Annotated in this window: 24 protein-coding genes; 16 read left to right on the top strand and 8 right to left on the bottom strand. The window is 55.0% G+C overall.

Going from position 1 to position 26,402, the window contains the following annotated elements; translation table 11 throughout:
• Positions 1-314: 314 nt before the first annotated feature.
• The 7 genes from ugpB (at position 315) to FEE96_RS00860 (ending at position 7,150) form a co-directional block, all read left to right on the top strand.
• Positions 315-1,628 carry a sn-glycerol-3-phosphate ABC transporter substrate-binding protein UgpB gene (gene ugpB, locus FEE96_RS00890; protein ID WP_138161112.1) on the top strand — a complete coding sequence of 438 codons (1,314 nt, stop codon included), beginning with the start codon at positions 315-317 and terminating at the stop codon, positions 1,626-1,628.
• 77 nt (positions 1,629-1,705) lie between these two features.
• A complete protein-coding gene (gene ugpA / locus FEE96_RS00885) occupies positions 1,706-2,587 on the top strand; it encodes a sn-glycerol-3-phosphate ABC transporter permease UgpA (protein ID WP_138161111.1) in 882 nt (293 codons plus the stop codon).
• The gene (ugpE, locus tag FEE96_RS00880; protein ID WP_138161110.1) at positions 2,587-3,435 is read left to right on the top strand and encodes a sn-glycerol-3-phosphate ABC transporter permease UgpE; all 849 of its coding nucleotides are present in this window, start codon (positions 2,587-2,589) and stop codon (positions 3,433-3,435) included. The genes ugpA and ugpE overlap by 1 nt, the downstream gene beginning before the upstream one ends.
• Complete coding sequence (locus tag FEE96_RS00875) at positions 3,436-4,527, top strand: ABC transporter ATP-binding protein (RefSeq protein ID WP_138161109.1); 1,092 nt, start codon at positions 3,436-3,438, stop codon at positions 4,525-4,527.
• The gene (locus FEE96_RS00870; protein WP_138161108.1) at positions 4,524-5,450 is read left to right on the top strand and encodes a glycerophosphodiester phosphodiesterase family protein; all 927 of its coding nucleotides are present in this window, start codon (positions 4,524-4,526) and stop codon (positions 5,448-5,450) included. The genes FEE96_RS00875 and FEE96_RS00870 overlap by 4 nt, the downstream gene beginning before the upstream one ends.
• Entirely contained in the window at positions 5,447-6,340 is an 894-nt protein-coding gene (locus FEE96_RS00865; protein WP_138161107.1) for an HAD-IIA family hydrolase, read from the top strand. Before FEE96_RS00870 ends, FEE96_RS00865 begins: the two co-directional genes overlap by 4 nt.
• Positions 6,341-6,370: 30 nt before the next feature.
• Positions 6,371-7,150, top strand: a complete 780-nt coding sequence (locus tag FEE96_RS00860; RefSeq protein ID WP_138161106.1) for a DeoR/GlpR family DNA-binding transcription regulator — start codon at positions 6,371-6,373, stop codon at positions 7,148-7,150.
• 41 nt (positions 7,151-7,191) lie between these two features.
• Here FEE96_RS00860 and FEE96_RS00855 read toward each other — a convergent pair whose 3' ends face one another.
• The 7 genes from FEE96_RS00855 to FEE96_RS00825 all read right to left on the bottom strand — a co-directional run bounded on the left by FEE96_RS00855 (position 7,192) and on the right by FEE96_RS00825 (position 15,660).
• Positions 7,192-7,734, bottom strand: coding sequence for an Imm26 family immunity protein (locus FEE96_RS00855; RefSeq protein WP_138161105.1), 543 nt, complete (start codon positions 7,732-7,734; stop codon positions 7,192-7,194).
• Between the two features lie 493 nt (positions 7,735-8,227).
• Positions 8,228-9,493: an ABC transporter permease gene (locus tag FEE96_RS00850; RefSeq protein WP_138161104.1), complete on the bottom strand. Its 1,266-nt coding sequence runs from the start codon at positions 9,491-9,493 to the stop codon at positions 8,228-8,230.
• Positions 9,490-10,410: an ABC transporter permease gene (locus tag FEE96_RS00845; protein ID WP_138161103.1), complete on the bottom strand. Its 921-nt coding sequence runs from the start codon at positions 10,408-10,410 to the stop codon at positions 9,490-9,492. Before FEE96_RS00845 ends, FEE96_RS00850 begins: the two co-directional genes overlap by 4 nt.
• Before the next feature lie 14 nt (positions 10,411-10,424).
• Entirely contained in the window at positions 10,425-11,537 is a 1,113-nt protein-coding gene (locus FEE96_RS00840) for an ABC transporter ATP-binding protein (protein ID WP_138161102.1), read from the bottom strand.
• Positions 11,538-11,682: 145 nt separating this feature from the next.
• The gene (locus FEE96_RS00835; RefSeq protein WP_138161101.1) at positions 11,683-12,807 is read right to left on the bottom strand and encodes an extracellular solute-binding protein; all 1,125 of its coding nucleotides are present in this window, start codon (positions 12,805-12,807) and stop codon (positions 11,683-11,685) included.
• Positions 12,808-13,125: 318 nt separating this feature from the next.
• The gene (locus FEE96_RS00830) at positions 13,126-14,811 is read right to left on the bottom strand and encodes a Na/Pi cotransporter family protein (protein ID WP_138161100.1); all 1,686 of its coding nucleotides are present in this window, start codon (positions 14,809-14,811) and stop codon (positions 13,126-13,128) included.
• 48 nt (positions 14,812-14,859) lie between these two features.
• A complete protein-coding gene (locus FEE96_RS00825) occupies positions 14,860-15,660 on the bottom strand; it encodes a DeoR/GlpR family DNA-binding transcription regulator (protein WP_138161099.1) in 801 nt (266 codons plus the stop codon).
• A 183-nt stretch (positions 15,661-15,843) separates the two neighbouring features.
• Between FEE96_RS00825 and FEE96_RS00820 the strand changes: the two genes are divergently transcribed.
• Both FEE96_RS00820 and FEE96_RS00815 read left to right on the top strand, forming a co-directional pair.
• Complete coding sequence (locus FEE96_RS00820; RefSeq protein ID WP_138161098.1) at positions 15,844-17,379, top strand: sulfatase-like hydrolase/transferase; 1,536 nt, start codon at positions 15,844-15,846, stop codon at positions 17,377-17,379.
• A gap of 151 nt (positions 17,380-17,530) precedes the next feature.
• The gene (locus tag FEE96_RS00815) at positions 17,531-18,790 is read left to right on the top strand and encodes a glycerate kinase type-2 family protein (RefSeq protein ID WP_138161097.1); all 1,260 of its coding nucleotides are present in this window, start codon (positions 17,531-17,533) and stop codon (positions 18,788-18,790) included.
• Between the two features lie 144 nt (positions 18,791-18,934).
• Here the strand turns inward: FEE96_RS00815 and hpaR are convergent, their stop codons facing one another.
• Entirely contained in the window at positions 18,935-19,369 is a 435-nt protein-coding gene (gene hpaR, locus FEE96_RS00810) for a homoprotocatechuate degradation operon regulator HpaR (RefSeq protein ID WP_138161096.1), read from the bottom strand.
• Between the two features lie 127 nt (positions 19,370-19,496).
• Between hpaR and FEE96_RS00805 the strand changes: the two genes are divergently transcribed.
• The 7 genes from FEE96_RS00805 to FEE96_RS00775 all read left to right on the top strand — a co-directional run bounded on the left by FEE96_RS00805 (position 19,497) and on the right by FEE96_RS00775 (position 26,374).
• Positions 19,497-19,895 carry a 5-carboxymethyl-2-hydroxymuconate Delta-isomerase gene (locus tag FEE96_RS00805; RefSeq protein WP_138161095.1) on the top strand — a complete coding sequence of 133 codons (399 nt, stop codon included), beginning with the start codon at positions 19,497-19,499 and terminating at the stop codon, positions 19,893-19,895.
• Positions 19,888-21,399: a 5-carboxymethyl-2-hydroxymuconate semialdehyde dehydrogenase gene (gene hpaE / locus FEE96_RS00800; protein WP_138161094.1), complete on the top strand. Its 1,512-nt coding sequence runs from the start codon at positions 19,888-19,890 to the stop codon at positions 21,397-21,399. Before FEE96_RS00805 ends, hpaE begins: the two co-directional genes overlap by 8 nt.
• 38 nt (positions 21,400-21,437) lie before the next feature.
• A complete protein-coding gene (gene hpaD / locus FEE96_RS00795; protein WP_138161093.1) occupies positions 21,438-22,418 on the top strand; it encodes a 3,4-dihydroxyphenylacetate 2,3-dioxygenase in 981 nt (326 codons plus the stop codon).
• Between the two features lie 107 nt (positions 22,419-22,525).
• Positions 22,526-23,935 carry a pyridoxal phosphate-dependent decarboxylase family protein gene (locus tag FEE96_RS00790; RefSeq protein ID WP_138161092.1) on the top strand — a complete coding sequence of 470 codons (1,410 nt, stop codon included), beginning with the start codon at positions 22,526-22,528 and terminating at the stop codon, positions 23,933-23,935.
• A gap of 2 nt (positions 23,936-23,937) precedes the next feature.
• Complete coding sequence (locus FEE96_RS00785; protein WP_138161091.1) at positions 23,938-24,795, top strand: fumarylacetoacetate hydrolase family protein; 858 nt, start codon at positions 23,938-23,940, stop codon at positions 24,793-24,795.
• The gene (gene hpaH, locus FEE96_RS00780) at positions 24,792-25,592 is read left to right on the top strand and encodes a 2-oxo-hept-4-ene-1,7-dioate hydratase (protein ID WP_138161090.1); all 801 of its coding nucleotides are present in this window, start codon (positions 24,792-24,794) and stop codon (positions 25,590-25,592) included. Before FEE96_RS00785 ends, hpaH begins: the two co-directional genes overlap by 4 nt.
• 11 nt (positions 25,593-25,603) lie before the next feature.
• On the top strand, positions 25,604-26,374 hold the full coding sequence (locus tag FEE96_RS00775) for an aldolase/citrate lyase family protein (RefSeq protein WP_138161089.1): 771 nt from the start codon (positions 25,604-25,606) through the stop codon (positions 26,372-26,374).
• The last annotated feature ends 28 nt before the right edge of the window (positions 26,375-26,402 follow it).

Below are 26,402 nucleotides of genomic sequence, written 5' to 3'. Positions count from 1 at the left end.
TGTACCGCATATGACGAATACATTGCTCTGCATGGTAACTCTATTGAGTCAACTCATCCGTAGATTGTACCGAATCAAATCAAAGTACAGCCATTAACCAATATCAATTTACCGTAAAAGTCCAAACCAAAAAACAAGACCTCCCTCACCTTCGTTGTTGACTCAAAAGTTCATTTGAACGCAATGTGAATTCATATGAGCGTTACATAAGCGCTCTATGCTGCTTTAAGTGGGCACATGAACCCACACATATTACAATTCAGGGGACCAGACCGCGGTTCAGATGAACGTGGTACCGGTCGTAGGAGATCGAAATGAAACTGAAATCAATTCTTTCGGCAACCACGGTTCTTGCCATGGCTGCTACCACTGCTGCGGCTGACAAGGCCGAAGTACAGTTCTGGCATGCCATGGGCGGCCAACTGGGTGAGATCGTCGATAAATTTGCTGCAGACTATAACGGTGGCTCCGATAGCTGCCAGATCAACGCTGTCTACAAAGGCAACTACACAGAAAACATGACAGCTGCCATCGCGGCCTTCCGCGCCGGTGAACAGCCGCACATCGTGCAGGTGTTCGAAGTTGGCACAGCGACTATGATGGCCGCTGGTGAAAAGGGCGCGATTTATCCTGTCCACGAACTGATGGCAGACGCCGGCGTTGACTTTGACCAGTCGGCCTACCTGCCCGCCGTTGTGTCCTACTATACCGACACTGATAACAAGCTTCTGTCGATGCCGTTCAACTCGTCAACTCCGGTTCTGTGGTACAACAAAACCGCCCTGGACGCTGCTGGTGTTGCCGTTCCTACCACATGGGATGAAGTCGAAGTTGCGGCCCGCGCACTAAAAGAAAGCGGCGTAACCAAGCCATTCTCGTTTGGCTGGCAGTCCTGGTCCAACATCGAAAACTACTCGGCCTGGCACAACCTTCCGGTTGGGTCCGAAGAGAACGGTTTTGCCTCGTTGAAAACCGAATTCACCTTCAACAACGAAGCTGTTGTAAACCACATTCAGCGTATTGCTGACATGGGTGAAGAAGGCACATTTGTCTACGGCGGACGCCGTGGTGACAGCCGCGCCCAGTTTGTGAACGGTGAAACAGCCCTGTGGATCAACTCCTCGGCCTATTATGGTGGCTTCAAGAAAGACATCACCGAGTTTGAATTTGGTCAGGCCATGTTGCCACTGGATACAGCTGTAGCAGACGCACCGCAAAACTCGATCATTGGCGGCGCAACCCTGTGGGTTCTGCAAGGTCACGAGTCACCCGAATACGCCTGCGTTGCTGACTTCTTCCAGTTTGTGTCCGCTGCCGAGCAGCAGGCATATTGGCACCAGGAAACCGGTTATGTGCCGATCACCAACGCTGCCTATGACCTGTCTCAAGAACAGAAGTTCTATGAATCAGATCCTATGACTGACACAGCCATCAAGCAGCTAAGCCTGAACACCCCGACCCCAGCGTCAAAGGGTGTGCGCTTTGGTAACTTTGTGCAGGTCCGTGACATCATCAATGAAGAGTTGGAGGCTGTCTGGTCGGGTCAGAAAGACGCTCAGACTGCGTTGGACGAAGCGGTTGCGCGTGGCAATAAGCTACTGCGCAAGTTCGAAGCTGCCAACAAGTGATAGCCTAAATTATCAGGCTCGGGAGGCCCCACGCAGGGCCTCCCATTTTTCAAGACTTCCCCCAAAGGTTCCCCCGCATGCAAAAGCGTGTCGTCTTTCGCTCTCGGCTGCTGCCCTATCTACTGGTCCTGCCGCAGATCGCGATCACCCTCATTTTCTTCTTCTGGCCAGCCTATCAGGCGCTGGAAAGCTCCTTCTTCATCGAAGATGCGTTTGGCTTTTCACGTCAATGGGTTGCGATGCAGAACTATGTCGAACTGTTCGAGGACCCTAGCTATCTTCGCTCGTTCAAAACCACACTGATCTTTGGTGTCTCGGTTGCCGTGATGGCGATGTCGATTTCACTAGGGCTGGCCGTGGCGGCAAACCGGGTGGTTAAGGCCGCGACCGGATACCGGACCATGCTGATCTGGCCCTATGCGGTGGCCCCTGCCCTGGCTGGTGTGATCTGGTACTTCCTGATGAATCCGTCCTTGGGCATTGTGGCCTATTGGCTGAAAAATGTTGGTGTCGACTGGAACCACTACTTGAATGGGGATCAGGCGCTATTGCTGGTGATCGTCGCCGCCGCATGGAAGCAGGTGAGCTATAACTTCCTGTTCTTCCTCGCCGGGCTGCAATCGATCCCAAAATCCTTGATTGAGGCCGCAGCCATTGACCGTGCCGGACCTGTACGCCGGTTCTGGACCATTGTTTTCCCGCTGCTAACGCCAACCACGTTTTTCTTGCTGGTGGTCAATTTGGTTTACGCATTCTTTGACACTTTTGCGCTGGTCCACGCCACCACCGAAGGCGGCCCAGTTGATGCAACATCGATCCTGGTGTTCCGGGTCTACAACACAGGCTTTATCGGCCAGGATTACGGCTCTTCAGCTGCTCAGTCGGTCATCCTGATGGGTCTGGTGATCATGATGACCTTTGTCCAATTCCGATTTGTCGAACGTAAGGTGCAGTACTGATGGTTGAAAATCGCCCCTTCCTGACCTTTCTCACCCATGCGGTGCTGATCATTGGCGTCTTGTTCCTGTGCTTCCCCGTCTGGATGGCATTGGTTGCATCAACCCATGGCCCCGAGGCATTGAGCAGTTCTCCGATCCCGCTGTGGTTTGGTGATCGTGCTTGGGAAAACTACAGCCAACTCTTGGTTGGAGGCCTGCCCGAAGCCGGCGGTGTACCGATCGGTTCGATGATGTTCAACAGCCTGATTATGGCGCTGGTCATCACATTCGGTAAAATCGCCATCTCTATCATCTCGGCCTATGCCATCGTGTATTTTCAGTTCCCATTCCGCATGGGTTTCTTCTGGATGATCTTCATCACTTTGATGCTGCCGGTTGAGGTCCGCATTCTGCCGACATTTGATGTGGTGGTGAAAATGGGGATGCTGAACACCTATGCAGGTCTAACCGTACCACTGATCGCGTCGGCAACCGCCACCTTCCTGTTCCGTCAGTTTTTCCTGACGATCCCGGATGAGCTGGTCGAGGCTGCGCGTATCGACCGTGCAGGCCCTTTGCGGTTTTTCTGGGATATCCTGCTACCACTCAGCCGTACTAATATCGCGGCTTTGTTCATCATTCTGTTTATCTACGGCTGGAATCAATACCTCTGGCCCCTTCTGATCACAACCGACGAAAGCCTTTATACCGTCGTCATGGGCATCCAGCGCATGGTGAACTCGGGCGAAAGCCTGCCGGTCTGGCATTACATCATGGGCACCGCCGTGCTGGCCATGATCCCCCCGGTTATCGTTGTCGTTGCAATGCAAAAGCTCTTTGTCAAAGGGCTGGTGGAAAGTGAGAAATAAATGGCCACTCTAAGCATCAATTCTCTGGGCAAAGTGTACCCGGGCGGTGTGACTGCAGTTTCCGACGTCAACGTCGATATTGCCGATGGCGAGTTCATCGTACTGGTCGGTCCATCCGGTTGTGGCAAGTCCACAATCCTGCGCATGATCGCCGGTCTGGAAGGCATCACTTCGGGCGATCTACAAATCGACGACCGTCGCGTAAATGACCTGGAACCCGGCGAACGTGACATCGCCATGGTGTTCCAGAACTACGCGCTTTACCCGCATATGTCGGTCCGCGGAAACATGGAATATGGCCTGAAAAACGAAGGCCTACCCAAAGCGCAAATCGCAGAACGCATTGCTGAAGCAGCCCGCACCCTGCGACTTGAAGAATTTCTGGATCGTAAGCCCGCCAATCTGTCTGGTGGCCAACGCCAGCGGGTTGCCATGGGTCGTGCCATTGTTCGCGATCCTAAGGTTTTTCTGTTCGACGAACCTCTGTCGAACCTTGATGCAAAACTCCGCACCCAGCTACGCGCCGAACTAAAAGCACTGCACAAACGACTGGGCGCCACGTTTGTTTACGTTACGCATGATCAAGTCGAAGCCATGAGCCTGGCGGATCGGATTATCATCATGAGCAACGGCAAGGTTGAACAAATCGGCACGCCGATGGATCTTTACCTGCGCCCCGCCTCTCGCTTTGTTGCGGACTTCATCGGCAGCCCATCAATGAACGTTTTGGATGGCACCGTCAGCTCTGACCGCCGCAGTTTGCAGCTGAATGGCAGTCACCAGATTGACTTTGGGGCCGAATTGCCTGCTGCAGCGGGCAACCAAATCGCCATCGGCATCCGCCCCGAGCATCTGCATCAAAACACAGCCGGAGAGACACGGATTGAACTCTCGGTTGGGTTCATCGAACAATTAGGGGCTGATACTGTGGTTCATGGAACCCTTGCCGGTTCGCAATCACCACTGGCAGTTCGCCTAAACGGCGTGCAGGCACGTGACAGCGGCGACAGTATTGCACTTAGCTGTGGTCGGGATCAGATCCATCTATTTGACGGCACCACCGGTCAGCGATTGAACTGGGACAACCAATGACCGCAATGCCAAAAGTTTTTGGTCACCGAGGTGCCCCGGTTGCCCTGCCCGAAAACACCCTAGAAGGTTTTCAGTATGCAATAGACACAGGGGCCGATGGTCTGGAGCTTGATTTGCTGCTGACCCGTGACGGCATTCCAGTGGTCACTCACAACCCTCGCCTGTCAGGTGACACCACCCGCAACAGTGCAGGTGAATGGCTGCAGGATGAGGGCCCGGCTATCAGCGCGCTCACGCTTGAGGAATTGCGACAGTTTGATGTGGGCGGCATTCGCCCCGGCAGTGATAGCGCCCGAAAGACTCCACATCAGGCGGTCCTACCCAACTGCCGCATTCCAACCCTGACCGAATTCCTGTTGCTTGTGAAAGACCACTCTCCTGAGGTCGAGTTGCTGGTTGAGCTGAAACACAGCCCCACTGCGAGTGACCAAGTCTCTGCGGATACCTTTGTCCAGATTGTTGCTGATGAATTGCAGCGCCATGACATGGTCGAACAAAGCTATCTGCATGCCTTTAACTGGCAGATTCTGTCAGCCGCCGCGCGCAACTATCCGCAGCTGCGCCGTTCTCATCTGTCTCTCAACCGCAGCACGCACGCGGATGGTACCCTGTTCCCCGGCTCACCCTGGCTGGATGGTCTTGATCCTGAGTTTGCAGCTCTTCCAGAGCTTCTGAGCCAATCAGGCGCGGCGATCTGGAGCCCTCACTTTCGAGACCTTGACCGCGAATGCCTAGTGCAAGCGCAGGAACAGGGGCTAAAAGTAATGACATGGACGATCAACGACATGGATCTCCTGCGTGCTGAGCTACAGTCGGGCGTTGATGGCATCATCACTGACGACCCCAAACTGGCGCTGGCATTGCGCGACGAAGTGACGTCAGCACAGGGTCACACCCACACTCTTGAGGACCAGTTGCAATGACACCGGATCAGGCTTTTGATCGCTACGAGGAAATTCGCTGCCGCTTACCCGCCGCGTCAAACGCCGGGGCCTGTAAGAAGATCGCAGGCCTGCATGAGTTGGATGATCAAGTAGACGTTTTTGTGTTTGATGCATTTGGTGTTCTAAACGTTGGAGAAACCCCCATTGCAGGCGCCCATGATCGGGTGCAGCAGTTGCGCGACATGGGAAAACAGGTGTTGGTGCTGACCAATGCTGCCAGTTATACCCGTGCCCAAACTCAGGCCAAATTTGTCCGGTTGGGGTTTGATTTTGCACCAGAAGAGATCATCTCGAGCCGTGATGTTTGCGAGGCACATCTCAACATCGTCAACCCTCATGGGCCTTGGGGCGTGATCGCCCCAGCGGCCTTCAAAGCCGAAGATCTGAACGTCGACGCACAAGCGCTGTTGGATGACCCGCGCGCTTACGATCGCGTTCAGGCCTTCCTGATGCTCAGCGCCGCTGATTGGAGCGCTGAACGTCAGGCCTTACTTCATGACAGCTTGCGCCGGACGCCACGACCCTTAGTTGTTGCAAACCCTGACTTGGTGGCCCCTCGCGAAAATGGCCTGTCGCTTGAACCCGGTTATTTCGCCCATGATTTGCAGGACCGTTTAGGCGTCGAGGTGATTTTCCACGGCAAGCCCTTTGCCTCAGTTTACGAGACCATTGAACGGCGCCTTCCAACAATCGAACGCAAGCGTATCGCAATGGTTGGCGACACTTTGCACACCGATGTCTTAGGTGCGCGGGCGCGTGGTTGGAGTGCGGCTCTTATTAGCGATCACGGGCTGTTTGCAGGTCTGGATGTGAAAAAGTTCATCACCTCCAGCGGAATTTCACCGGATTGGATTGCGCCCTCCATTTGACAAGACATTTTATCTAGGCAATGCAAAGTCATGGACACTCTTACCGATCTTAACGACCGTCAGCGCCAAATCGTTGAACAATTGCGTGGCGAAGGCTTGCTGTCGATTAATGACCTGGCCGAGTTTTTTTCGGTCGCTACTCAAACCATTCGGCGCGATATCAATGATCTTTGCGATCAGGGGCTGGCGCGGCGCGTTCACGGTGGCGTTGCCCCTCCGTCAAACCCTGTGAATCTCAACTTTCGGTCACGTGCAATCCTGAATGAACAGACCAAACGCGCCATCGCACGCACCGCGGCCGACCGGATACCACCTGGATCAACCGTATTGTTGGGCATTGGCACAACCATACAATATGTGGCCGAGGCTCTGGCACAGACGCCAGATACCACCATTGTCACTAATAACCTCGAGGTGACCCGTCTACTCTGCAACGCCCCCTCCTGCGAGGTGCATATGGTTGCCGGGATGCTGCGCCCAGAGGATCGCGACCTTGTTGGTAGCTCGGTTTTGAACGGCTATAGCCGTTTTGCTGCGGATTATGGTGTAATTGGCGCGGGCTCTCTCGATGCAGAGTTTGGTTTGCTGGACTTCAAGCAGTTCGATGCCGAGGTTAGTAATGTAATTCAAACCAACGCTCGCCAAGTGATATGCGTCGCTGATCACAGCAAGTGGAACCGCGGAGCATCACATCGGGTGGCCACGTTTTCGCAGATCGATGAGTTTGTCACTGACAGACTCCCGGAAGACTTCGATCTGGCCCGCACTGCTCCCAATGTCGAACTCCACCTCGCTCCGTCTGGATTTTGAGTATTTTAGGCCAAAAGAAGCCTTCGGTCGCGCAATCACCTCTAGTGAACGTTATTCTGGTGCGCAGGGACTCTAAACAAATCTATTGCTAAAGAACTTGCCCACTTACATTTCCGACCATCACGCGTTGCGATGATCCGGTCTTCAACGTGACCTGCCTCCCAAACAGCTACGCATTCCAATCCAAGACACTCACTTAAAAGCGCTGGCTGTTTCCAGTTCTGATCCTCAAATTCTGAATGATAAAGAGATAGAGCACCGGTAATTGTGTCCTGCATAAAACGGTATTCTTCATGGAGCACATCGCTCCGAGGCTCAACCCGGCCGATTTTCAGCCAGTACCCTTTGCTAATAACATCTTGATAGACAAAGGATTTGAACAAAATCGGCAGGTGAATGATGTCCTCTATTGATGGGGGGACCGAGAAGCATCCTTCAAAAACCGCAACGACATACTCTTCGCCTAATTGCCCATAGGCCCAGCAATTTTCACCTAGTGGAATCTCAACCAGCGCACCAGCCTGCCATCGCTGTCGCTTGGTGGGTAGCCCTCTTTGAGCCCTTAAATTTATTTTCTTATCCATACCTTATGCATCGCATGTGGAACAAGTTTTCTCAATGTTGAACGAGTGGCCAAAAACTGACTTTCACTTCAGGTGTGGCGCTCCCAATCAGACTGCTGTCCGATGGCATGCAGATTCTATTGTATAGCTCTACACCGTGCACCTCCTTTTCATTCCCACCCGCCTCACCCCAAAGGTGTTGCGCATCCAGCGTTCAGTCTGGTTACCACTTATCAGAACAGGTGTTGCAGAGTGCAGCCATTCGCGAATACCGCTGGGCCTATCAACCCCGGCACTTGGAACAGGGCCCCATCACGATAGGGGCGCGCAGAGACAACGTTTAGCACGCGGGGTTTGAACCCCGTCCGCATCCGCTTTGGCGGTACCGCCTCTCTTATCACTGCACAGACGACAAACAGTATTGGAAAGATCGCAACCGGTTGGGGAGAACCCCAGGGCGGGGTTTTCGTATGCCGGAAAGAAAAGAGGCGGCCCTAAGGCCGCCTCCGGTGTTTTAGTTGCTTTGCAGATTTCCGGGATCAAAGACACCGCCAGACCCTGAGTTCTCTGGCTCCTCTTCTGGTGTCTCGGTGCCGCCATCCTGCAATGTGCCAGGATTGAAGACATTGCCAAAACCGGAATCGTTGGACGGCTTTGGTGTCGCATCTGTAGCAGGGGCCTGATCAGACTGTTCGCCTTCTTCGGCTGCCCGACGGGCGGCTTCGTCAGCACGACGCTGAAGCAACTCCTGAATACGCAGCTCAGTTTCCAATCGCTTCGTCTCTTTAACATCCGCGATACACTGTGCCGGGCTGTAAACCGTTGCTGTGCCCACAACCGCGATCGTGGCCATAGCAACAACAACCAGCAACACTGCCGCTGTGTTTGAGCTCAGGAACCCAGGCAGACGGAACTTACCAGTTTCCAGCTCTTCCACGGTGGCGGTTTTACGAGCCGCTGCAACCAGTTCCTGACGACGAATTTTCGCCTCGTTGAACAGGGCTGCAAACACTGTCAGCAACACGATGATAAAGGCCAAGGCCGAAATCGCTGGTGTGATGCCGTAACGTACCTTTTGTGCCAGCTCGATGGTCAGAGTTGGGTATTCGCCAAAGGTAAAGGTAGTGGTGTTATAGTTCTCGAACGAAGCCAAGAACGCCAGCACCGCAGCTGAAGCAATCGCCGGACGCATGAACGGCAGCAGAACCTTGCGGAAGGTCTGAGCATGGCTTGCGCCCAGATCCAGTGCCGCTTCGGTCAGGGCATTGTCATACCGCTGCAGACGCGCCACCAGCACCAGCATGCAGTAACTGGCAATAAAGGTGGACTGGCCGATGATGGTCAGGAACAAACCACTGCTCAGGAAGCTGTCAGCATCCAAGCCCAGCATCCGATTGACGCGATCCCAGAACACCAGTGTCGAGATACCAATGACAACACCGGGCACCAGGATGGGCGCAATGATGATGGTGTAATAGGTCGCTCGCAGCTTGGGCCAGATCTGAGTCAGCATCAGCGCCCCAGCCAGACCCATCGCCACCGACAGGATCACCGTACCCGTGCCAACCAAGACCGAGTTCCAGATCCCGTTCAGGATACGTTCGTCCTGAAACAGAGCCGAGAACCATTCAAAGGTCAGACATTCCCACGGAGCCGCCCGCGGAAAGCCGGGCGAGTTGAAGGCGGTGATCGACATGATCACCAGTGGTCCCAGCAAATAGGCGAAGAAGATCACCAGATAGAACCAGATGCTTAGGCGCATAAAGGAGAAGTTCTTCATTTGCCAATATCCCCCATGTTCACCTTGAACACGCGCATCAATGCCAGAACCAGCAAGATACAGGTGACAAGCAGAACAACCGCATAGGCAGCGCCCTGTGGCCAGTCGCTGTTGTCATTGAATTGCTGGTAAATCAGCTGCGTAAACCACAGGCTGCTTGGGCCGCCCAGAATTTGTGGCGCAGCCAGCGCGCCGGCTGACAACATAAACACCATGGTACAACCCGAACTGATCCCAGGCTTGGCATAAGGAATAACCACCCGACGGTGAATACGGGTCCAGCTGGCGCCCATATCTCGTGCGGCCTCAATCTGGTTACGATCCAGGCTTTCGATCACGTTGTAGATCGGGAAGATCATCAGCAGGATATAGGCATAGCCCAGACCTGCATACAGCGCGATGTCATTGCGGATAAAGTCGAACGGCGTGTCAAACACTCCCGCGCCCACCAATAGGTTGTTCAGCACACCACTTTCGCCAAAGATAATCCGCAAAGCAAAGGCCCGCAGAATTTCGTTGATCCAGTAGGGGATGATCAACATCAGCGCCAGAATGCGGATGTGATTGCCGTTGGTCTGCGCCAGATAGTAGGCGATTGGATAGCACAGCATCAGATTGAACAGCGTCACAAGAACCGCTGCAATCAGAGTGCGGTAAAACACTTTCAGATCAACCGCGTTATAGTCCTGACTGCCACCTTCGGGGCCAAAAATCAGGTACTTATAGTTCTCCAGCGTATACAGATCCTTTGGACCACCGATCTCAGGCGGCGGCAGGTTCGGCCGGAATGAAAAGTCGAGCATCGACAGCTGGGGCAGGATGATCAGGCCAATGGTCCAGAACAGGACCAGACCCAACATGACCGAGCCAAGCCCAACGCCGTTGCGGTTAAAGTATTCCCTTAGGAAACGGGGCATCTGTCCAAGCCCCCCTATTCCGTTGCCAGCACGCCGGCAGGCAGTGCTACAGCGTTATGAACATCATACTCAAGGGTCATTGGTTCACCCTTGTGGCTCTCGAATGACTGACCAAGGTTAGGCAGTGACACCTTCATTTCCTTGCCGCCTTCGCCTTCCATGAAGATGTTGAAGACATTGCCTTCAAACTCTTCTTTGGTGACCTGCGCCGTCACAAAGTGGTCGCCCTGCGTCCCAACCGGAGCCAGAGCAAAGGCCTCTGGGCGAATGAAGAGCATGGCGTCGTCGCCCTCTTTCATTTTGCCCACATTGTTGGATGAGATCCGCGCCATCAGGTCACCAGACCGGTTGGTGCTGACCATAACTTCGTTGCCGATGACCTTTTTGACTGTGCCGCGGAAAACGTTGTTTTCACCAACAAACGAGGCTGCAAAGGCGGTGTTTGGATCGTTGTAGATGGTTTTGCCATCGCCAATCTGGTCAATCACCCCTGCGCGCATCACGGCAACGTTGTCCGACATGGTCAAGGCTTCGCCTTGGTCGTGGGTGATATAAATAAAGGTAATGCCAACCCGTTTCTGAATTTCACGCAATTCAGACCGCATGTGTTGGCGCAGCTTAAGATCGAGCGCTGACAGCGGTTCATCCAACAACAAAACGTCTGGTTCAGCACAAAGCGCGCGGGCAATGGCAACACGTTGCTTTTGACCACCAGACAGTTCGGCCGGCAGCTTGTCGCCCTGACCAGTCAATGCGATCATATCCAGCAGCTCATCCGCACGCTTGCGGCGCTCTTTGGCCGAGGCACCTTTGATCTCCATCGAGAAGGTGATGTTTTCCCAGACTTTCATCAAGGGAAACAACGCCAGGTTCTGAAAGATCAGCGCAGTGGGGCGTTTGTTCGGGCCAATGCCCTTCATGTTATTGCCACCGATCAGCACGTTGCCTTCGCTGGGCTCAAGAAAGCCTGAAACAGCTCTCAGAATGGTTGTTTTCCCGCAACCCGACGGACCTAGGAACGAAAAGAAATCGCCCCCGTTAATGTTCACGTTTGCGTCGCGAACCGCGACAAAATCTCCAAATCGGATCCAGAGATTTTCAAGATTTACGCCAACCCCAGCACTCATGTGGCTTCCCCCTCGGTGCAGCACAGCACAGACCCGGCGGTTTCCACCGGTCTAATCAGGCTGCATCCAGTTTCACATATTTGATTTTGCGCCATTGGCGCGAAAATGGCCCCCTCTAGTCAGAGGGGGCCAAACGTTCAAAAGCTTAGGCGCTCTTGAATTTGTTCACGAACTCGGTCCGTACGTCTGCATACCATGGAGCTTCAGCAGGCCATGGGTTCAGATTGGCCAAGCTGCTGCCAGGATAAGCTTCGGCAAAGTTCTTCTTGTAGACGTCACCCGAGAAGGTGTCCGCGCCCAGAACTGGCGAGTTGTAGCCATGGCTATCAATCGCAACGCCAGCAGCTTCTTTGCCATAAGCAAAGTCGATAAAGGCGTAGATCTGTTCGATGTTTTTCGCGCCAACAGGCATGGACATGCCGTCAACCCAAGCCATCGCACCTTCGACAGGTGCCTGGTAGTGAACAGGCTCACCAGCAGATTTCAGGGCCAGCGGTGGACCATCCCAAGTCTGGCCAACAACAACACCTTCGTTCAGAAGACCGTTTTTCTGAGTATCAGCATCGTTCCAGATCAGTTTGATGCGCGACTTGCGCTCAACACACCAGTCAGCGATCTGACCCCAGACTTTTCGCATGGTGTCTTCGTCGTTGTAGGCAGCCCAAACAGAGCCAGCATCCATTTCACCGGAGGCTTCCATGTACAGACCGGCACCCAGCATCATCGAGTGTGCGCGACCCATGGTCTTGCCTGCATTTTCTTCGGACCAAACGTCACCATAAGATGGTGCATCACCAGCTGGCAGCCATTTGTCGGTACGGTATGCGATACCTTCGGTGCCCCAGATGTGCGGCAGCCAATGTGCGCCTGCTTCGCCAAAGTTCCACGCATCGGTGCCGATTTTGGCCATCGATGGGTTCACTGCGTCCATGTTCACCTTGTTCAGATCAAACGGCTGAAGCAGCTCCAGCGGACCCCACTGTAGCGAACGGTTGTTGGTTGGCGATACGATGTCGAAGCCCTGGCCTTTGGTGGCCTTCATCTTGTTGATGATTTCTTCGTTTGAACCAATACCAGTGTAGTTCACTTTGATGCCGGTCTCGAACTCAAAGGCCTCAAGGAATGCTGGTGGCAGATAGTCCGACCACATCAGGATGTTGATTTCACCCGACGATGCCAGCGCACTCTTGGAATAAAGTGGTGCTGCCAGTGCTGCTGCGCCTGCTGTTTTCAGCAGCGAGCGGCGGGTTACAGATGTTTTGATAGTCATAGTGTTTTCCCCGTTGGAAGATTGTATTGTTTTTCTTGCTGTTTATTACTCGGTAGTTTTGCGGATGGTTGCGGCTCTCCTACAGTGACAGTTTCAATAATTGATAAGACCAGAATCGAATATTCCAAACTCAAATCGGTCCAGTTTGCGCAATGCCTCAGGGTTGGGAAACCTAGGTAAAGGCCTGCGGCATTATAACCTACCTTGCAGCTTGCGCTTGCATGCAGCCCTACGTCAACGGCGTAACTTCAGTATGACGTTCACAAATTAAGCGCCCAGTCTCTGAGACGTTCAATTCCAAACGAAAACAAAAACTTTTCAAGTTTCTAATTGTTCCTGCGGCATATCCTCGATCAGGCGTGTCTCAAGCAGCTGCCCATTCAAATACAGGATCGGGTAAGCAATAGCGGCAATATGGCTGTTAAATTCACGCAGGGCTCTTAGGGTTTCCAGATGGATATCTGAGGTTTCAAAACTGTCGGTACTGCCACTCTGCAACCGTTTCAGATGGCGTTTGCGACTGTCACGTTCGGCACGTTTCAGCTCTGTCTTTTCCAAGCTGAGCAAGCGGGCGCTTTCCAAGTCATCTGAAATTAGAACATTCGATGCCAGACACAGGTTGGCCAGAATGCTTTCATGCATGCGCGTCAGCTCCATCCAACCTTCATTTGAGAAATCAGCCCCATTTGCACCCATTTCACCGGCCAGCACACTTAGTCTCTTGGCCACAACATCGCCCGCGGTTTCTAATCGAATCGCATATTCGACCATATCCCGCGCCACTTTGGCGTTGGCCTTGCCAAATTCTTCGGGCGGAATAGCCGCGACAAATGAACGAATACCAGACAGGCAGGCGTTGACCTCAACATCAAGATCCTGGATCGCCCTAATCTGGTCTTTGTCGCCCGATTTATACAGCCCCAGCACGGGTCGAAACATTGCCTCGACCAATCCCGACATTCGCAACAATTCGCGCTTGAGACTAGAAAGAGCCTGCGTTGGTGGGCCAATGTTAGCGAGATCTAACGTGCTTGCGGGCAGGCCGGTTGCTACCTCGGCATTTTCCTTAATGGCCGGATCGGGCATCAGGCCTTCCATAATGCGCTGAAAGGACATGCACACAGGCAGCGCCAACACCAATAGCGACGCATTAAATGCAAGATGGGCGTAGACCAACATCTGTCCACCTTGCGGATCTCCCAGTGCACCGGATCGTAACGCCAGATTGGCGGCAAACAGCGTGATTACAGCCCAAGTTCCGCGCAGGATCAAATTGGCAAAAGGAATTCGGCGCGCCGATAATGTCATACCCCGGCTTAACCAGACCGGGATAAATGCCGATCCAAAATTCGCGCCCAGCACCAGTGACAGGCCCGCCGCGAAAGGAATCGCATCAATCTGAACGAGGGTCACGCACATCAAAATCGCCGCCACCGATGAGTGCATCACAAAGGCCAGCGCCGCGCCTACCAAAAAGGCTGTCATATAGTCCCGCGCAAGGTATTCGGCGACCGCAGGCAAAAAAGCACTGTCACGAATCGGATCCATCGCCTCGCGTAGGAAACGCAGCGAAATCAGGATAAACGCCACGCCCATTAGGATTCGACCCAACTGTCGTACTTTTCTAGCTTCGGTTTTGACAAACATGTAACCGCCCACAGCCAACAGCAGCGGCACCAGCCAATCCAGCTTGAAGGACAGTATCTGAATGATCAGCGCTGAACCCAAGTCGCCGCCCAGCACAATCGCCAGCCCGATTGGAAAGCTAAGCATTCCACTGGCGGCAAATCCCGAGGTCAGTAGCGCCACCGCAGCCGAACTCTGCAGCACGATTGCCAGTGCCACACCAACCAGGCTTGCCTGGGACAGGCTGCGCTGCCCGGTCAGCACCCGTTGAAATGAGGCGCCATAGCTCCGTTCGATTCCCGTTCGCACCATCCGCACCGCGAACAGCAATAACATGGTGGCCCCCATCAAACTGACTAAAAAGCTTACGATCGCCATGTTAGGCTCCTCTTTGCGGCGACCTGATACCAACAGCCTTTGCCAATACTACTTGCCATCTTCGCCGCTTCCGTCTTTGGCAATATCAATGCCGATCCCGTGGCCCGCCAATGCCGCCGTCAACTTCTTTCCCGGCGCCTTATCGCTGACAACTCGATCCAGATTTCCGAGCAAGGGTCCACGATGCGGAGCAGTCTCATCAAACTTGGGATGGGCCAGCGCCAACACGGTACATTCAGCGCAGTCTGCGACCACAGTCGCCAACTGGGCCTCGCCGGCGTTCTGATACAGAACACCGTGCTTGGCGGTCAGGGCATCCGCTGACAACACCGCAACATCAAACACAAATCTGCGCGCCTGGTGTTCCGCCACATAGCCAAATGTCCCGCGTTCATTGCTTTGCATTTCCCCGCCCAACAAATGCACGCGGTTGCCGTTGTGACTGGCCAGCGCCTGGGCCACGCCTATCGAATTGGTAACAACGGTTAAGTTGGATTTTCGCTGCAATGCCTCGGCGACGTAGGCGGTGGTAGAGCCAACATCCAGAAAAACCGTCATTCCATCCCGAACGATCCGAGACACCTGCGCTGCGATCCGTTGCTTAACTGCGGAATCCTGACCAAACCGGTGATAAAAACTGGGCTCACTTTGCGCACCAACCAAATGTGCACCGCCATGCACCCGCAACACTGCTCCAGCCTTGGACAAGGCCTTAACGGTGCGGCGTACAGTTTCCTCAGATACATCCAGCGCTTTGGCCAAATCTGCACTTCGAGCAGACCCACCCAAGCGGCGCAAAGCCCCTAGTAGTTCCAGTTCACGGTGGGAAAGGGATTGTGTGCCAGACAAAGGTGGCTCTCTCGCGCAGTCAAAGTTAGCCTCAAAAATACACAAAAACCCACAACCATCAAGGAAATTTCCTCACAATACCCACATTACTCCAAAATTTCCTACATTACCCACAAATATCCTCTTTTCTCCGACCGCATTCCACGTTTATCTGGCATTCAGACTCGGTGAAGGAGATGCACCATGGCCAATCCCAAAAATGTTTTGTTCATCCTGATCGATCAAATGCGGGCTGACTGCCTGTTTGGCGCCATGGCAGACCATGTAGAACTGCCAAACCTGCGCTCCTTTATGCAGCAAGCAGTGACATTTGAACGCAATTATACAGTGGTAAACCCCTGCGGCCCGTCGCGCGCATCATTGCTAACCGGGCAATATGCGATGAACCATCGTTCGGTTCGCAATGGGACCCCTTTGCGCCACGACACGCCAAACATAGCGACAGAAATGCGTAAGGCCGGATACCTGCCGATGCTATTTGGCTATACCGATACCTCGCAAGATCCGCGTGCTCATCATGCCAATGACCCTGCCGTTCGCTCCTATGAATACCAAATGAATGGTTTTCAGGAGATGCTGGAGATGCGGATGGAGATGTCTTATCCGTGGCGCTCGCACTTGCTCAATCAAGGGTATCAGTTTGACCACTACCCGGACGTTTACAAACCTGTTTCACCGACAGGTGGCACGCCCCGACTGAACGATCCTGCTCTTTACAGCGCTGAACACAGTGACACCGCATTTCTAACCGACCGTTTTCTGGCCACCATGCCCGCCTATGCGGATCAAAGTTGGTTTGCGCATCTCACCTATATACGCCCTCACCCACCACTGGTGGCACCGGCGCCCTATAACGATATGTATGATCCCGCCGCGCTCCCGCTACCGGAACGCCTTGATACACCAGATGCAGAAACCGCACTCCACCCGTTCTTTGCCCCAACCCAACAAGCCTACACGCCTGCAGATTTCGTCATGGGCTTTCCCGACTTGCAGCCGACGGATGACAACATCCAAACCTTGCGCGCGCTCTACCTTGGGCTGGCAACAGAAGTCGACAACCATATTGGACGCGTCCTGCAGTTTCTGAAAGACAGCGGTCAGGAGGATGACACACTGGTGGTTATTTCAGCAGATCACGGTGAGATGCTGGGTGACCGCCACAGCTGGGGCAAGTTCTCGGTTTATGACGCAGCCTATCACACTCCACTGATCATTCGCCAACCGGGCAATGAGGCTCGCGCCGGATCTGTCGTGACCCAAATCACCGAATCCATCGATTTGACACCAACAATTCTGGACTGGGTCGGGCAAGACATTCCAAATGCTATGGATGGGCGTTCGCTGCTGCCTTTGCTGCATGGTGAGACCCCAGCGGATTGGCGGCAATACTCTTTCTCCGAACTCGACTTTGCCAAACCAGGCTCGCCCTCAGAATGGGAGCAAGCCTTGGGCACCACCCCCAGTAATTCATCGCTTGGCATCTTACGTGATGAACGATTTACACTGGTGGAATTTGCTGCTGATCTGGCCCCGATGCTGCTCGATCACCGAGCCGCGGGTGAATTCGAAAACGTCGCAGAAAAGCCCGAATACCAGAAAGACCTAACCCGGCTTTTGCGGGGAATGCTGAAACATCGGATGCAAAATATGGATCACACTCTCTCTTTACATTCGATCACCGCAGATGGCCCGCAAATGTATAAACGGCGTTCTTGACCCAACCCCTGAGCTACGGATTGACCTGCCCGACCTTTTTCGGGCACAACCTGCCCAGCATTTAGCGTTAACATTCCCATCCCTGCCATCAGGTAAGGTGCTCCAGCACAGTGGGCGTCAGGATTGGGTATAATTCACGGACGGGACTTTTATGTCAGATCTTCGCACCACTGCTCTTTCTCTCTTTGACGCAGCAGTGAAACGCGCAGATCCCGCCGCGGCTCTTCGCAGGCAGTTGGCCGATCAACCGCTGCCTGCCCTACAAGATGGCGGTCGCAATATTGTAATCGCCATTGGCAAGGCCGCTTCTCCAATGATGAAAGAAGCCTTGGATCTGATCCCAGAACCACGTGTTGCATTGTCGGTGACCAACCCAGAAAACCTGTGCGACATTCCCGGCGCCACCACTCTCAGCGGTTCACACCCGGTTCCGGACGAAGCCAGTGCCGCTGCAGGACGTGCAGTTATTGACCTGCTGGCCTCCGCTACTGACAACGATCGGGTCATCGCCCTGATCTCGGGCGGCGGATCCGCTCTCGTGGTTGCTCCAGCTGTCGGCCTGACGCTGGACGACAAGGCAGCCGTCAATGAACTGCTGCTGGCCTCAGGTCTTGAAATCAACGACATGAACCTGATCCGCCAACAACTGTCCGCAATCAAAGGTGGCGGTTTACTGCGTCATGCTGCCCCAGCCCCGGTCACCGCTTACATTCTATCCGACGTAATCGGCGATGATCTGCGGGCCATCGCCTCTGGCCCCAGCGTAGCCCCCATTGGGACTCCGGCACAGGCGCGCGATGTCATGCAACAGGCCGAAATATGGGACGCAGCTCCTGCATCGGTCCAAGCACACCTTGACGCAACACCCAACCAATACGCCTCTCTTCCTGAGGCATCCAACACCCTGATTGGATCAAACCGCCATAGCCTGCAATCTATGCTCGATGCGGCGTCAGACTGGGATGCCCAACTGATCAGCGACCATCTAACCGGAGATGTCGAAGCCGCCACGCAAACCATTCTTGATGCTGCGCTCGCGGCCCCAACCGACAGGCCAGTAGCCTTGATCTTTGGCGGAGAGACAACGGTGCAAATCAAGGGAACAGGCTTGGGTGGTCGCAATCAAGAACTGGCGCTTTGGCTGGCGAAACTGGGTGCCGAGCACCTCACCGGAGACTGGCTTTTCCTGTCTGGCGGAACCGATGGCCGCGACGGCCCGACACAGGCCGCCGGCGGGATAGTCACTGCCAAAACCTGGAACCAAATTCGCAAGAGCGGTGCCAACCCTGATGCCTTACTGGCCAATAACGACAGCAACGCAGCCCTCGCAGCGGCTGACGCCTTGCTGGTCACCGGCGCTACCGGCACCAATGTGGCAGATGTGCAAATTTTCTTGCGACGCCCATCATAAAACGATCCGCGTAGTACCTGCCTTGCCAAGTCGCGCTCAACGGTAAGCGGGACCAGGATTCATTTGCTGAATGGTACCCATTTCAACACTGACACGCAGGGCGTCAACCGAGAGTTTTCACGTTACGACTGCAAGACGGGCGTACTACAACTCGATCCGGTCCAGCTCGTTCAGGAGATCCAAGAGCGCCTCATAGCGGTCTACGCCCATTTTTGCGCGGGTTTCAGCGACCAGTGCCAGACTTGCTTCCAAATTGGCAGCAATCACAGCCTCTCCTGCGGCTGTGATGGTAATCACCTGCTTACGGCGATCCTGTTGATCTCGCGCGCGACCAATCATCTGCTTGTCTTCCAGTTTTTGCAGAATGCGCGTCAAGCTGGGCAGCAACAAACAAGCCTGTTCAGCGATCTGTGTCGGATCGATGGACCCGCTTTCCTGCACCACCCGCAAAACCCGCCACTGCTGCTCAGTCAGATCCACGTCGCTGAGAAGGGCTCGAATAGGTCCCATCACCCTCTCACGGGCACGCAGCAGTGCAATAGGCAAGGATCGGTCGGTGGTGGGAAGAGCTTTTGTCATGGCTAATTATCACCTTACATGCCCGCAAAGGCAATTGCCCGAATGAAGGAAGTTCAGGGCCAATTCAAAACTTGACCCCAAATCCTCAAATTGCTACACAAGTTAAGTAATTATCGGATCACAAGCCATGCCACACATCACCCTGGACTATTCGGCTAATCTAGAGCCGCATGTCGATATCGCTGACTTGTGCGACACCCTTCGCCGAGCAGCGATCGACACCGGCGTATTGCCGCTGGCCGGCGTCCGGGTCCGCGCTTTTGCCGCCACGCACGTATCTATCGCAGATGGCTCTGACAATCACAGTTATATCGACATATCGGTTCGCCTGCGTGCGGGGCGGGATCTGGACACCCGCAAACGGGCCACAGCTCACATATTTGAAGCGGCAAGAAGATACCTTGAACCGACTATGCAAACCCTCTCTCTCGCGCTGTCATTTGAAATGCGCGACATCGACCCCGAGCTTTCGCCAAAATGCGGCACCATCCGCGATCACCTGACAAAGGTTGACACCAATGACTGAACTCACCTCCAATATCGCAAAGCTGAATGGTTATCTTGAGCGGTTTCGCAAAAATGGCATTCAAAACCTGATTGGCGGCGAAAGCAGGGCTGCGCTGTCAGGTAAGACATTTGAGACGGTCTCACCCACCGACAAGAGCGTGATCTGCCAGGTGTCGCATGGCGGCGCCGCTGATATTGACGCCGCCGCCCAAGCCGCCAAGGATGCCTTTCCGGCTTGGCGCGACATGCCGGCGCTGCAGCGCAAGAAAATCCTGATCCGCATTGCCGAAGGTATCGAGGCGCGCGCCGAAGAGATCGCGTTTTGCGAATGCTGGGACACGGGTCAGGCGCTGCGTTTTATGTCCAAGGCGGCGCTGCGCGGAGCCGAGAACTTCCGCTATTTCGCCGATCAGGTGACAGCGGCCCGCGATGGTAAAAACCTGCAATCGCCCACCCTGATGAATGTCACCACGCGGGTGCCGATTGGTCCGGTTGGGGTGATCACCCCGTGGAATACGCCATTTATGTTGTCCACCTGGAAGATCGCGCCGGCGCTGGCCTCAGGCTGCACAGTGGTGCACAAGCCGGCCGAACTGAGCCCGCTAACCGCGCGCATACTGGCCGAGATCGCCCATGAGGCCGGATTGCCTGCCGGGGTGTGGAACCTGGTAAACGGCTTTGGCGAAGAGGCCGGCAAACGGTTGACCGAACATCCCGCAATCAAGGCGATTGCCTTTGTTGGTGAAAGCCGCACAGGTTCCCTGATCACCAAACAGGGTGCCGATACCCTGAAACGGATGCATCTGGAGCTGGGCGGCAAGAACCCGGTGGTGGTCTTTGATGACGCTGATCTGGACCGCGCGCTGGATGCGGTGATCTTCATGATCTATTCGATCAACGGCGAGCGCTGCACCTCGTCCTCGCGTCTATTGGTACAAGACAGCATCGCCGAAGAGTTTCAGGCAAAGCTGGTGGAGCGGGTCAACAATATCCGCGTCGGCCATCCGCTGGACCCCAAAACCGAGGTTGGGCCGCTGGTTGCACAGGAACATTTCGACAAGGTGACCTCGTATTTTGAGATCGCCAAACAGGACGGCGCCACTATTGCCGCCGGTGGTGAGGTAGTGGGTGACGAAGGCTATTTCGTACGCCCCACCCTATTCACCAATGCCAACAACAAGATGCGCATCGCGCAAGAAGAAATCTTTGGGCCAGTGCTGACGGCGATCACTTTTGAAACCGAAGAAGAGGCGCTGGAAATGGCCAATGACACCCAATACGGGTTGACCGGCTATGTCTGGACCAACGACCTGAGCCGCGCGTTGCGGTTCACCAATCATCTGGAAGCCGGGATGATCTGGGTGAACTCGGAAAACGTGCGTCACCTGCCAACCCCGTTTGGCGGCGTCAAAGCCAGCGGCATTGGTCGTGATGGCGGCGACTGGAGTTTCGATTTTTACATGGAGCAAAAGCACATCGGCTTTGCTCTTGGTCACCACAACATCCCGCGCCTTGGCGCCTGACCCTTTCCCGGAAACGCGCACCTCTGGAGGAGACTTTCATGCCTATTCCCGCCGCTAACCTATATCCGCCGTTCAACATCGTACGGCTGTCCCATGTTGAATACATGGTCACCGACCTTTCTGCCTCGCGCGCCTTTTATGTAGATACACTTGGGCTGCAAGTGACCCACGAGGATGACCAGCGCATCTACCTGCGCGCCATGGAAGAGCGCGGCCATCACTGCATCGTGCTGGTCCAGGCTGACAAGGCCGAGGTCGGTGTGTTGGGGTTCAAGCTGTACGACGAGCCTGATCTGGACAAAGCTGCTGACTTCTTTGCCTCGCGTGATCTGCCGGTTGAATGGGTCGACCGCCCGCACATGGGTCGCTGTCTGCGCACCCGTGATCCTTGGGGTATTCCATTAGAATTCTACGTCAAAATGGACCGGCTGGACCCCATCCACCAAAAATACAAACTATACAATGGCGTGAAACCGCTGCGTATTGATCACTTCAACATGTTCAGTGCCGATGTGGATGCTTCTGTTGCGTTTTACAACGACATCGGGTTCCGGGTGACCGAGTACACGGCGGACGACGAGAGCGGGAAAACCTGGGCGGCATGGATGCACCGCAAGGGTGGCGTCCATGACGTGGCCTTTACCAATGGGTTAGGTCCCCGGCTGCATCACACGGCATTCTGGGTGCCAACACCGCTGAACATCATCGACCTGTTGGATCTGATGTCGACGACTGGTTACATCGACAACATCGAGCGCGGCCCCGGTCGACACGGGATTTCTAACGCTTTCTTTCTGTATGTGCGTGACCCGGATGGCCACCGGATTGAGATTTACTGCTCGGATTACCAAACCTGTGACCCGGATCTTGAGCCAATCAAATGGTCGCTGACCGATCCGCAACGGCAAACCCTGTGGGGCGCAGCCGCACCGCGCAGCTGGTTCGAGGAGGGGTCGACCTTTGCCGGGGCTGAAACGAAACCAAGTGCCTTGACCGCACAGCCGATTATTGCACCGTAGCGAAACATAAGGGCAGTGCCCGGACCGGCGGGTGGGCGTAGAGCGCCCTCCCCGTAGGAAGGTCTGGGCGCGGCCCGTGCCATAGGCGCGGACCAAAGGATAAGATGATGAAATGGGATGAATTTTCCGAATGGGGCCGCCGGGTCGCTGACTGGACACAAGACTACCACCAAACCGTGGGGGATAAACCGGTCCGGGCGATGACTGAACCGGGAGATGTGCTGAACGCCCTGCCCGCCACCCCGCCAGAAACCGGCGAAGGGATGGAGGCGATCTTCAGCGATTTCGAAGACATTGTGATGCCCGGCATCACCCATTGGCAGCATCCCCGGTTCTTTGCCTATTTCACCTCAAACGCCTCAGCCCCATCGGTGCTGGCTGAATTCCTGAGCAGCGCCATCGCGCCGCAATGCATGCTGTGGCAGACTTCGCCCGCCGCAACCGAGATGGAAACCCGGATGATGGACTGGCTGCGGCAGGCACTAGATTTGCCCGAACCGTTTCAAGGCGTCATTCAGGATAGCGCGTCATCAGCAACGCTCGCCGCGGTGTTGACCATGCGGGAAAAGGCGCTGAATTGGCAGGGCAATCAACAAGGGTTGTTCAAGCAAAAACCGCTGCGAGTTTACTGTTCATCCGAAGTGCATACCTCGATCGATCGAGCAATCTGGGTGTCGGGTATTGGCCAACAGAACCTTGTCCGCATCCCGGTCAAAGGTGATTGGCGCGGCATGGATCCGGACGCATTAGAGGCCGCGATCGAGGCTGATATTGCAGCCGGATTGCAACCAGCAGGCCTAATCCTTTGTGTTGGTGGCACCGGAACAGGCGCAACTGATCCGGTAGAGCAATGCCTTGATATCGCTGAAAAATACGAATTGTATTCGCATATCGACGCGGCCTGGGCAGGGTCGGCAATGATCTGCCCCGAATACCGCCATTACTGGCCGGGTGTTGAGCGTGCCGACAGCATCGTGTTCAACCCACATAAATGGCTGGGCGTGCAGTTTGACTGCTCGGCGCATTTCCTGAAGAATCCGGATGATCTGGTGCAGACGCTGGCGATCAGCCCCGAATACCTGAAGACACACGGTAAGGATGGCATCATCAACTACTCGGAATGGTCAGTGCCGCTGGGCCGACGGTTCCGCGCGCTCAAGATCTGGTTTGTAATCCGAACCTATGGGCTGGAAGGATTGCGGCAACGGCTGCGCAATCACGTCAACTGGTCAAACCAGCTGCATGACAAGCTGGCTGAAACAGATGCGTTTGAAATCATCACTGCGCCGATGTGGTCACTCTGGACGTTCCGCTATGCGCCTGCCGGGGCCAGCAATTTGGATGATTTAAACCTGCGCTTGGTCAATGCCATCAACGACGATGGCCGCATCTATCTGACCCAGACCCGCGTGGATGGCGACCTGGTGATCCGGTTCCAGGCCGGACAGTTTGAAACAACCGAAACCGACGTGATGGCTGCCTATGATGTCATCACCGAGATTGCGAAAGGCCTGTGACTATGCGCTTTGCCACTTACACAGCAGACGGTGAAACATTTTATGGGGCCGCCACCGATGCAGGCATGATTGCCCTGTCACCACAGTTTCCAGATTGGCCAACGCTGCGCGAGGTCATCGCAGCCGACGGCTTGCACCAACTGGCAGTTGCCGCCAAAGGTCAGGAAGTGACCCACCCCAACGGTAGCTTCACCTATCAAATCCCGGTCCCCAACCCGCAGCGCATCCTCTGCGTGGGGGTGAATTTTCCGGACCGCAACGCCGAATACAAAGACGGCTCCAATCAGCCAAAACACATGTCACTGTTCCCGCGATTTCCGTCCTCCTTTACCGGCGCTGAAACGCCATTGATCCGCCCGCCTGAAAACCACACGCTGGACTACGAAGGTGAAGTGGTGGTGGTCATTGGCAAGGGTGGACGCCGCATCAAAGCCGAAGACGCCTATGATCACATTGCGGCCCTGTCCCTGTGCAACGAAGGGACCATTCGCGACTGGGTCCGCCATGCCAAGTTCAATGTGACCCAGGGTAAGAATTGGGACAACTCTGGCTCCATTGGCCCTTGGCTCGTGCCCTTTACCCACGCTGCACAGTTGGACAGCGCCAGGATTATCACGCGCGTAAATGGTGAAATCCGCCAAGACGATACCCTGCACCGTATGATGTTCCCAATCCGCGAAGAGATTGCCTATATCTCGACCTTCACCACGTTGGAACCCGGCGACATTATCATCACCGGCACCCCCACCGGCGCAGGCGCGCGGTTTGACCCGCCGAAATACCTGGTACCCGGCGACATCGTAGAGGTCGAAGTCGAAGGGATCGGTACCCTGCGCAACACAGTTGAGGACGAGGCATGACCCCCGACCAACATACTGAAGCTGCCGAATCTCTGTTTCGGGCGGAAGAGACAGGTCAGCAATGTGGATTGTTGTCTCTGCAATATCCCGGCATGACACTGGACGACGCCTATGCTGTACAAAAAGCACTGGTGTCCCTCAAATTGGCCTCGGGACGACAGAAAATTGGCTGGAAGATCGGCCTGACCAGTCGTGCCATGCAGGATGCGCTGAAAATTGACACCCCAGACAGCGGTGTGTTGCTGGATGATATGCTGTTTGAAAGCGGCGCAACCGTGCCTGCGGGGAGGTTCATCCAACCGCGGATCGAGGCCGAAATCGCCTTTGTCATGAAAGCTCCGCTGGCTGGAGAAGACTGCACGCGCGCGGATGTTTTGATGGCAACCGACTATGTGGCGCCATCGCTGGAGATCCTAGATACCCGCATCCAGCGGGCGGACGCTGCCACCGGACAGGCCCGGATCATCACAGATACCATCAGCGACAACGCAGCCAATGCCGGCATCGTTCTGGGGGCTGAGCGCCATAGCATTGATACCCACGACCTGCGTTGGACTGGCGCCATTGTAAGCCGGAATGACACCGTAGAGGAAACCGGCCTTGGCGCTGGCGTCCTCAATGATCCGGTCACCTCTGTTCTATGGTTGGCGCAACGTATGGCCAGCTATGGACAACAGATCGAAGCCGGAGATATCGTTCTGTCGGGGTCATTCATCCGACCCATTGAATGCCCATCGGGCAGCAAAATAACCGCTGATTTTGGCCCATTTGGGTCGGTAGACATTTCTTTTGCCTAAGAGGTACCCCCATGGCTACACCACACAATTCGTTCAAGCAGGCTCTTGCAGACGGAGAACGCCAGATTGGCTGCTGGGTCGGTCTGGCAGACGGGTACGCCGCTGAAATCATGGGCACCGCTGGGTTTGACTGGCTGGTGATCGACGGGGAACACGCACCCAACGATATCCGATCCCTGCGCGACCAATTGATTGCACTACAGGCAAGCGACAGCCACCCGGTTATCCGCCTGCCCGTGGGTGAAACCTGGATGGTCAAACAAGCACTGGATATCGGTGCCCAGACCATTCTTGTGCCTATGGTAGAAAGCGCCGAACAAGCCACCGAACTGGTGCGCGCCTGCACTTATCCCCCACACGGAACGCGCGGTGTTGGGGCGGCGTTGGCCCGGGCGACGCAGTATTCATCCGTCAGCGATTATATTCCCACTGCCGACGCTCAGATCTGCCTATTGGTGCAGGTGGAAAACCGGGCTGGCATTGCGGCCTTGGACGATATTCTTGCGATCGATGGTGTGGATGGTGTCTTCATTGGCCCGGCAGATCTGGCCGCCGATCTGGGATACGGAGGCAACGCCGGCGCCCCTGAAGTACAGGCAGTGATTGCAGATGCGCTGGCCCGAATCAAAGCAGCAGGTAAGGCACCCGGCATTCTGGGTGTCACTGAACAGGCCACGCAGGGCTATCTGGATATGGGCGCGCAGTTTCTGGCGGTGGGAATTGATGTGCTGATTCTGGCCCAAACCGCCCGCGCACTGGCAAAACACTGGAAAGCTAAGTAAGAGCCGCGCCCGGCGGATCTGCCGGGCG

Origin of the sequence: Parasedimentitalea maritima, assembly GCF_005771405.1 — a bacterium.
GTDB lineage: Bacteria > Pseudomonadota > Alphaproteobacteria > Rhodobacterales > Rhodobacteraceae > Parasedimentitalea > Parasedimentitalea maritima.
Note: the sequence above shows the minus strand (reverse complement) of the source record. Positions and strands in the feature narration are given on the sequence as shown.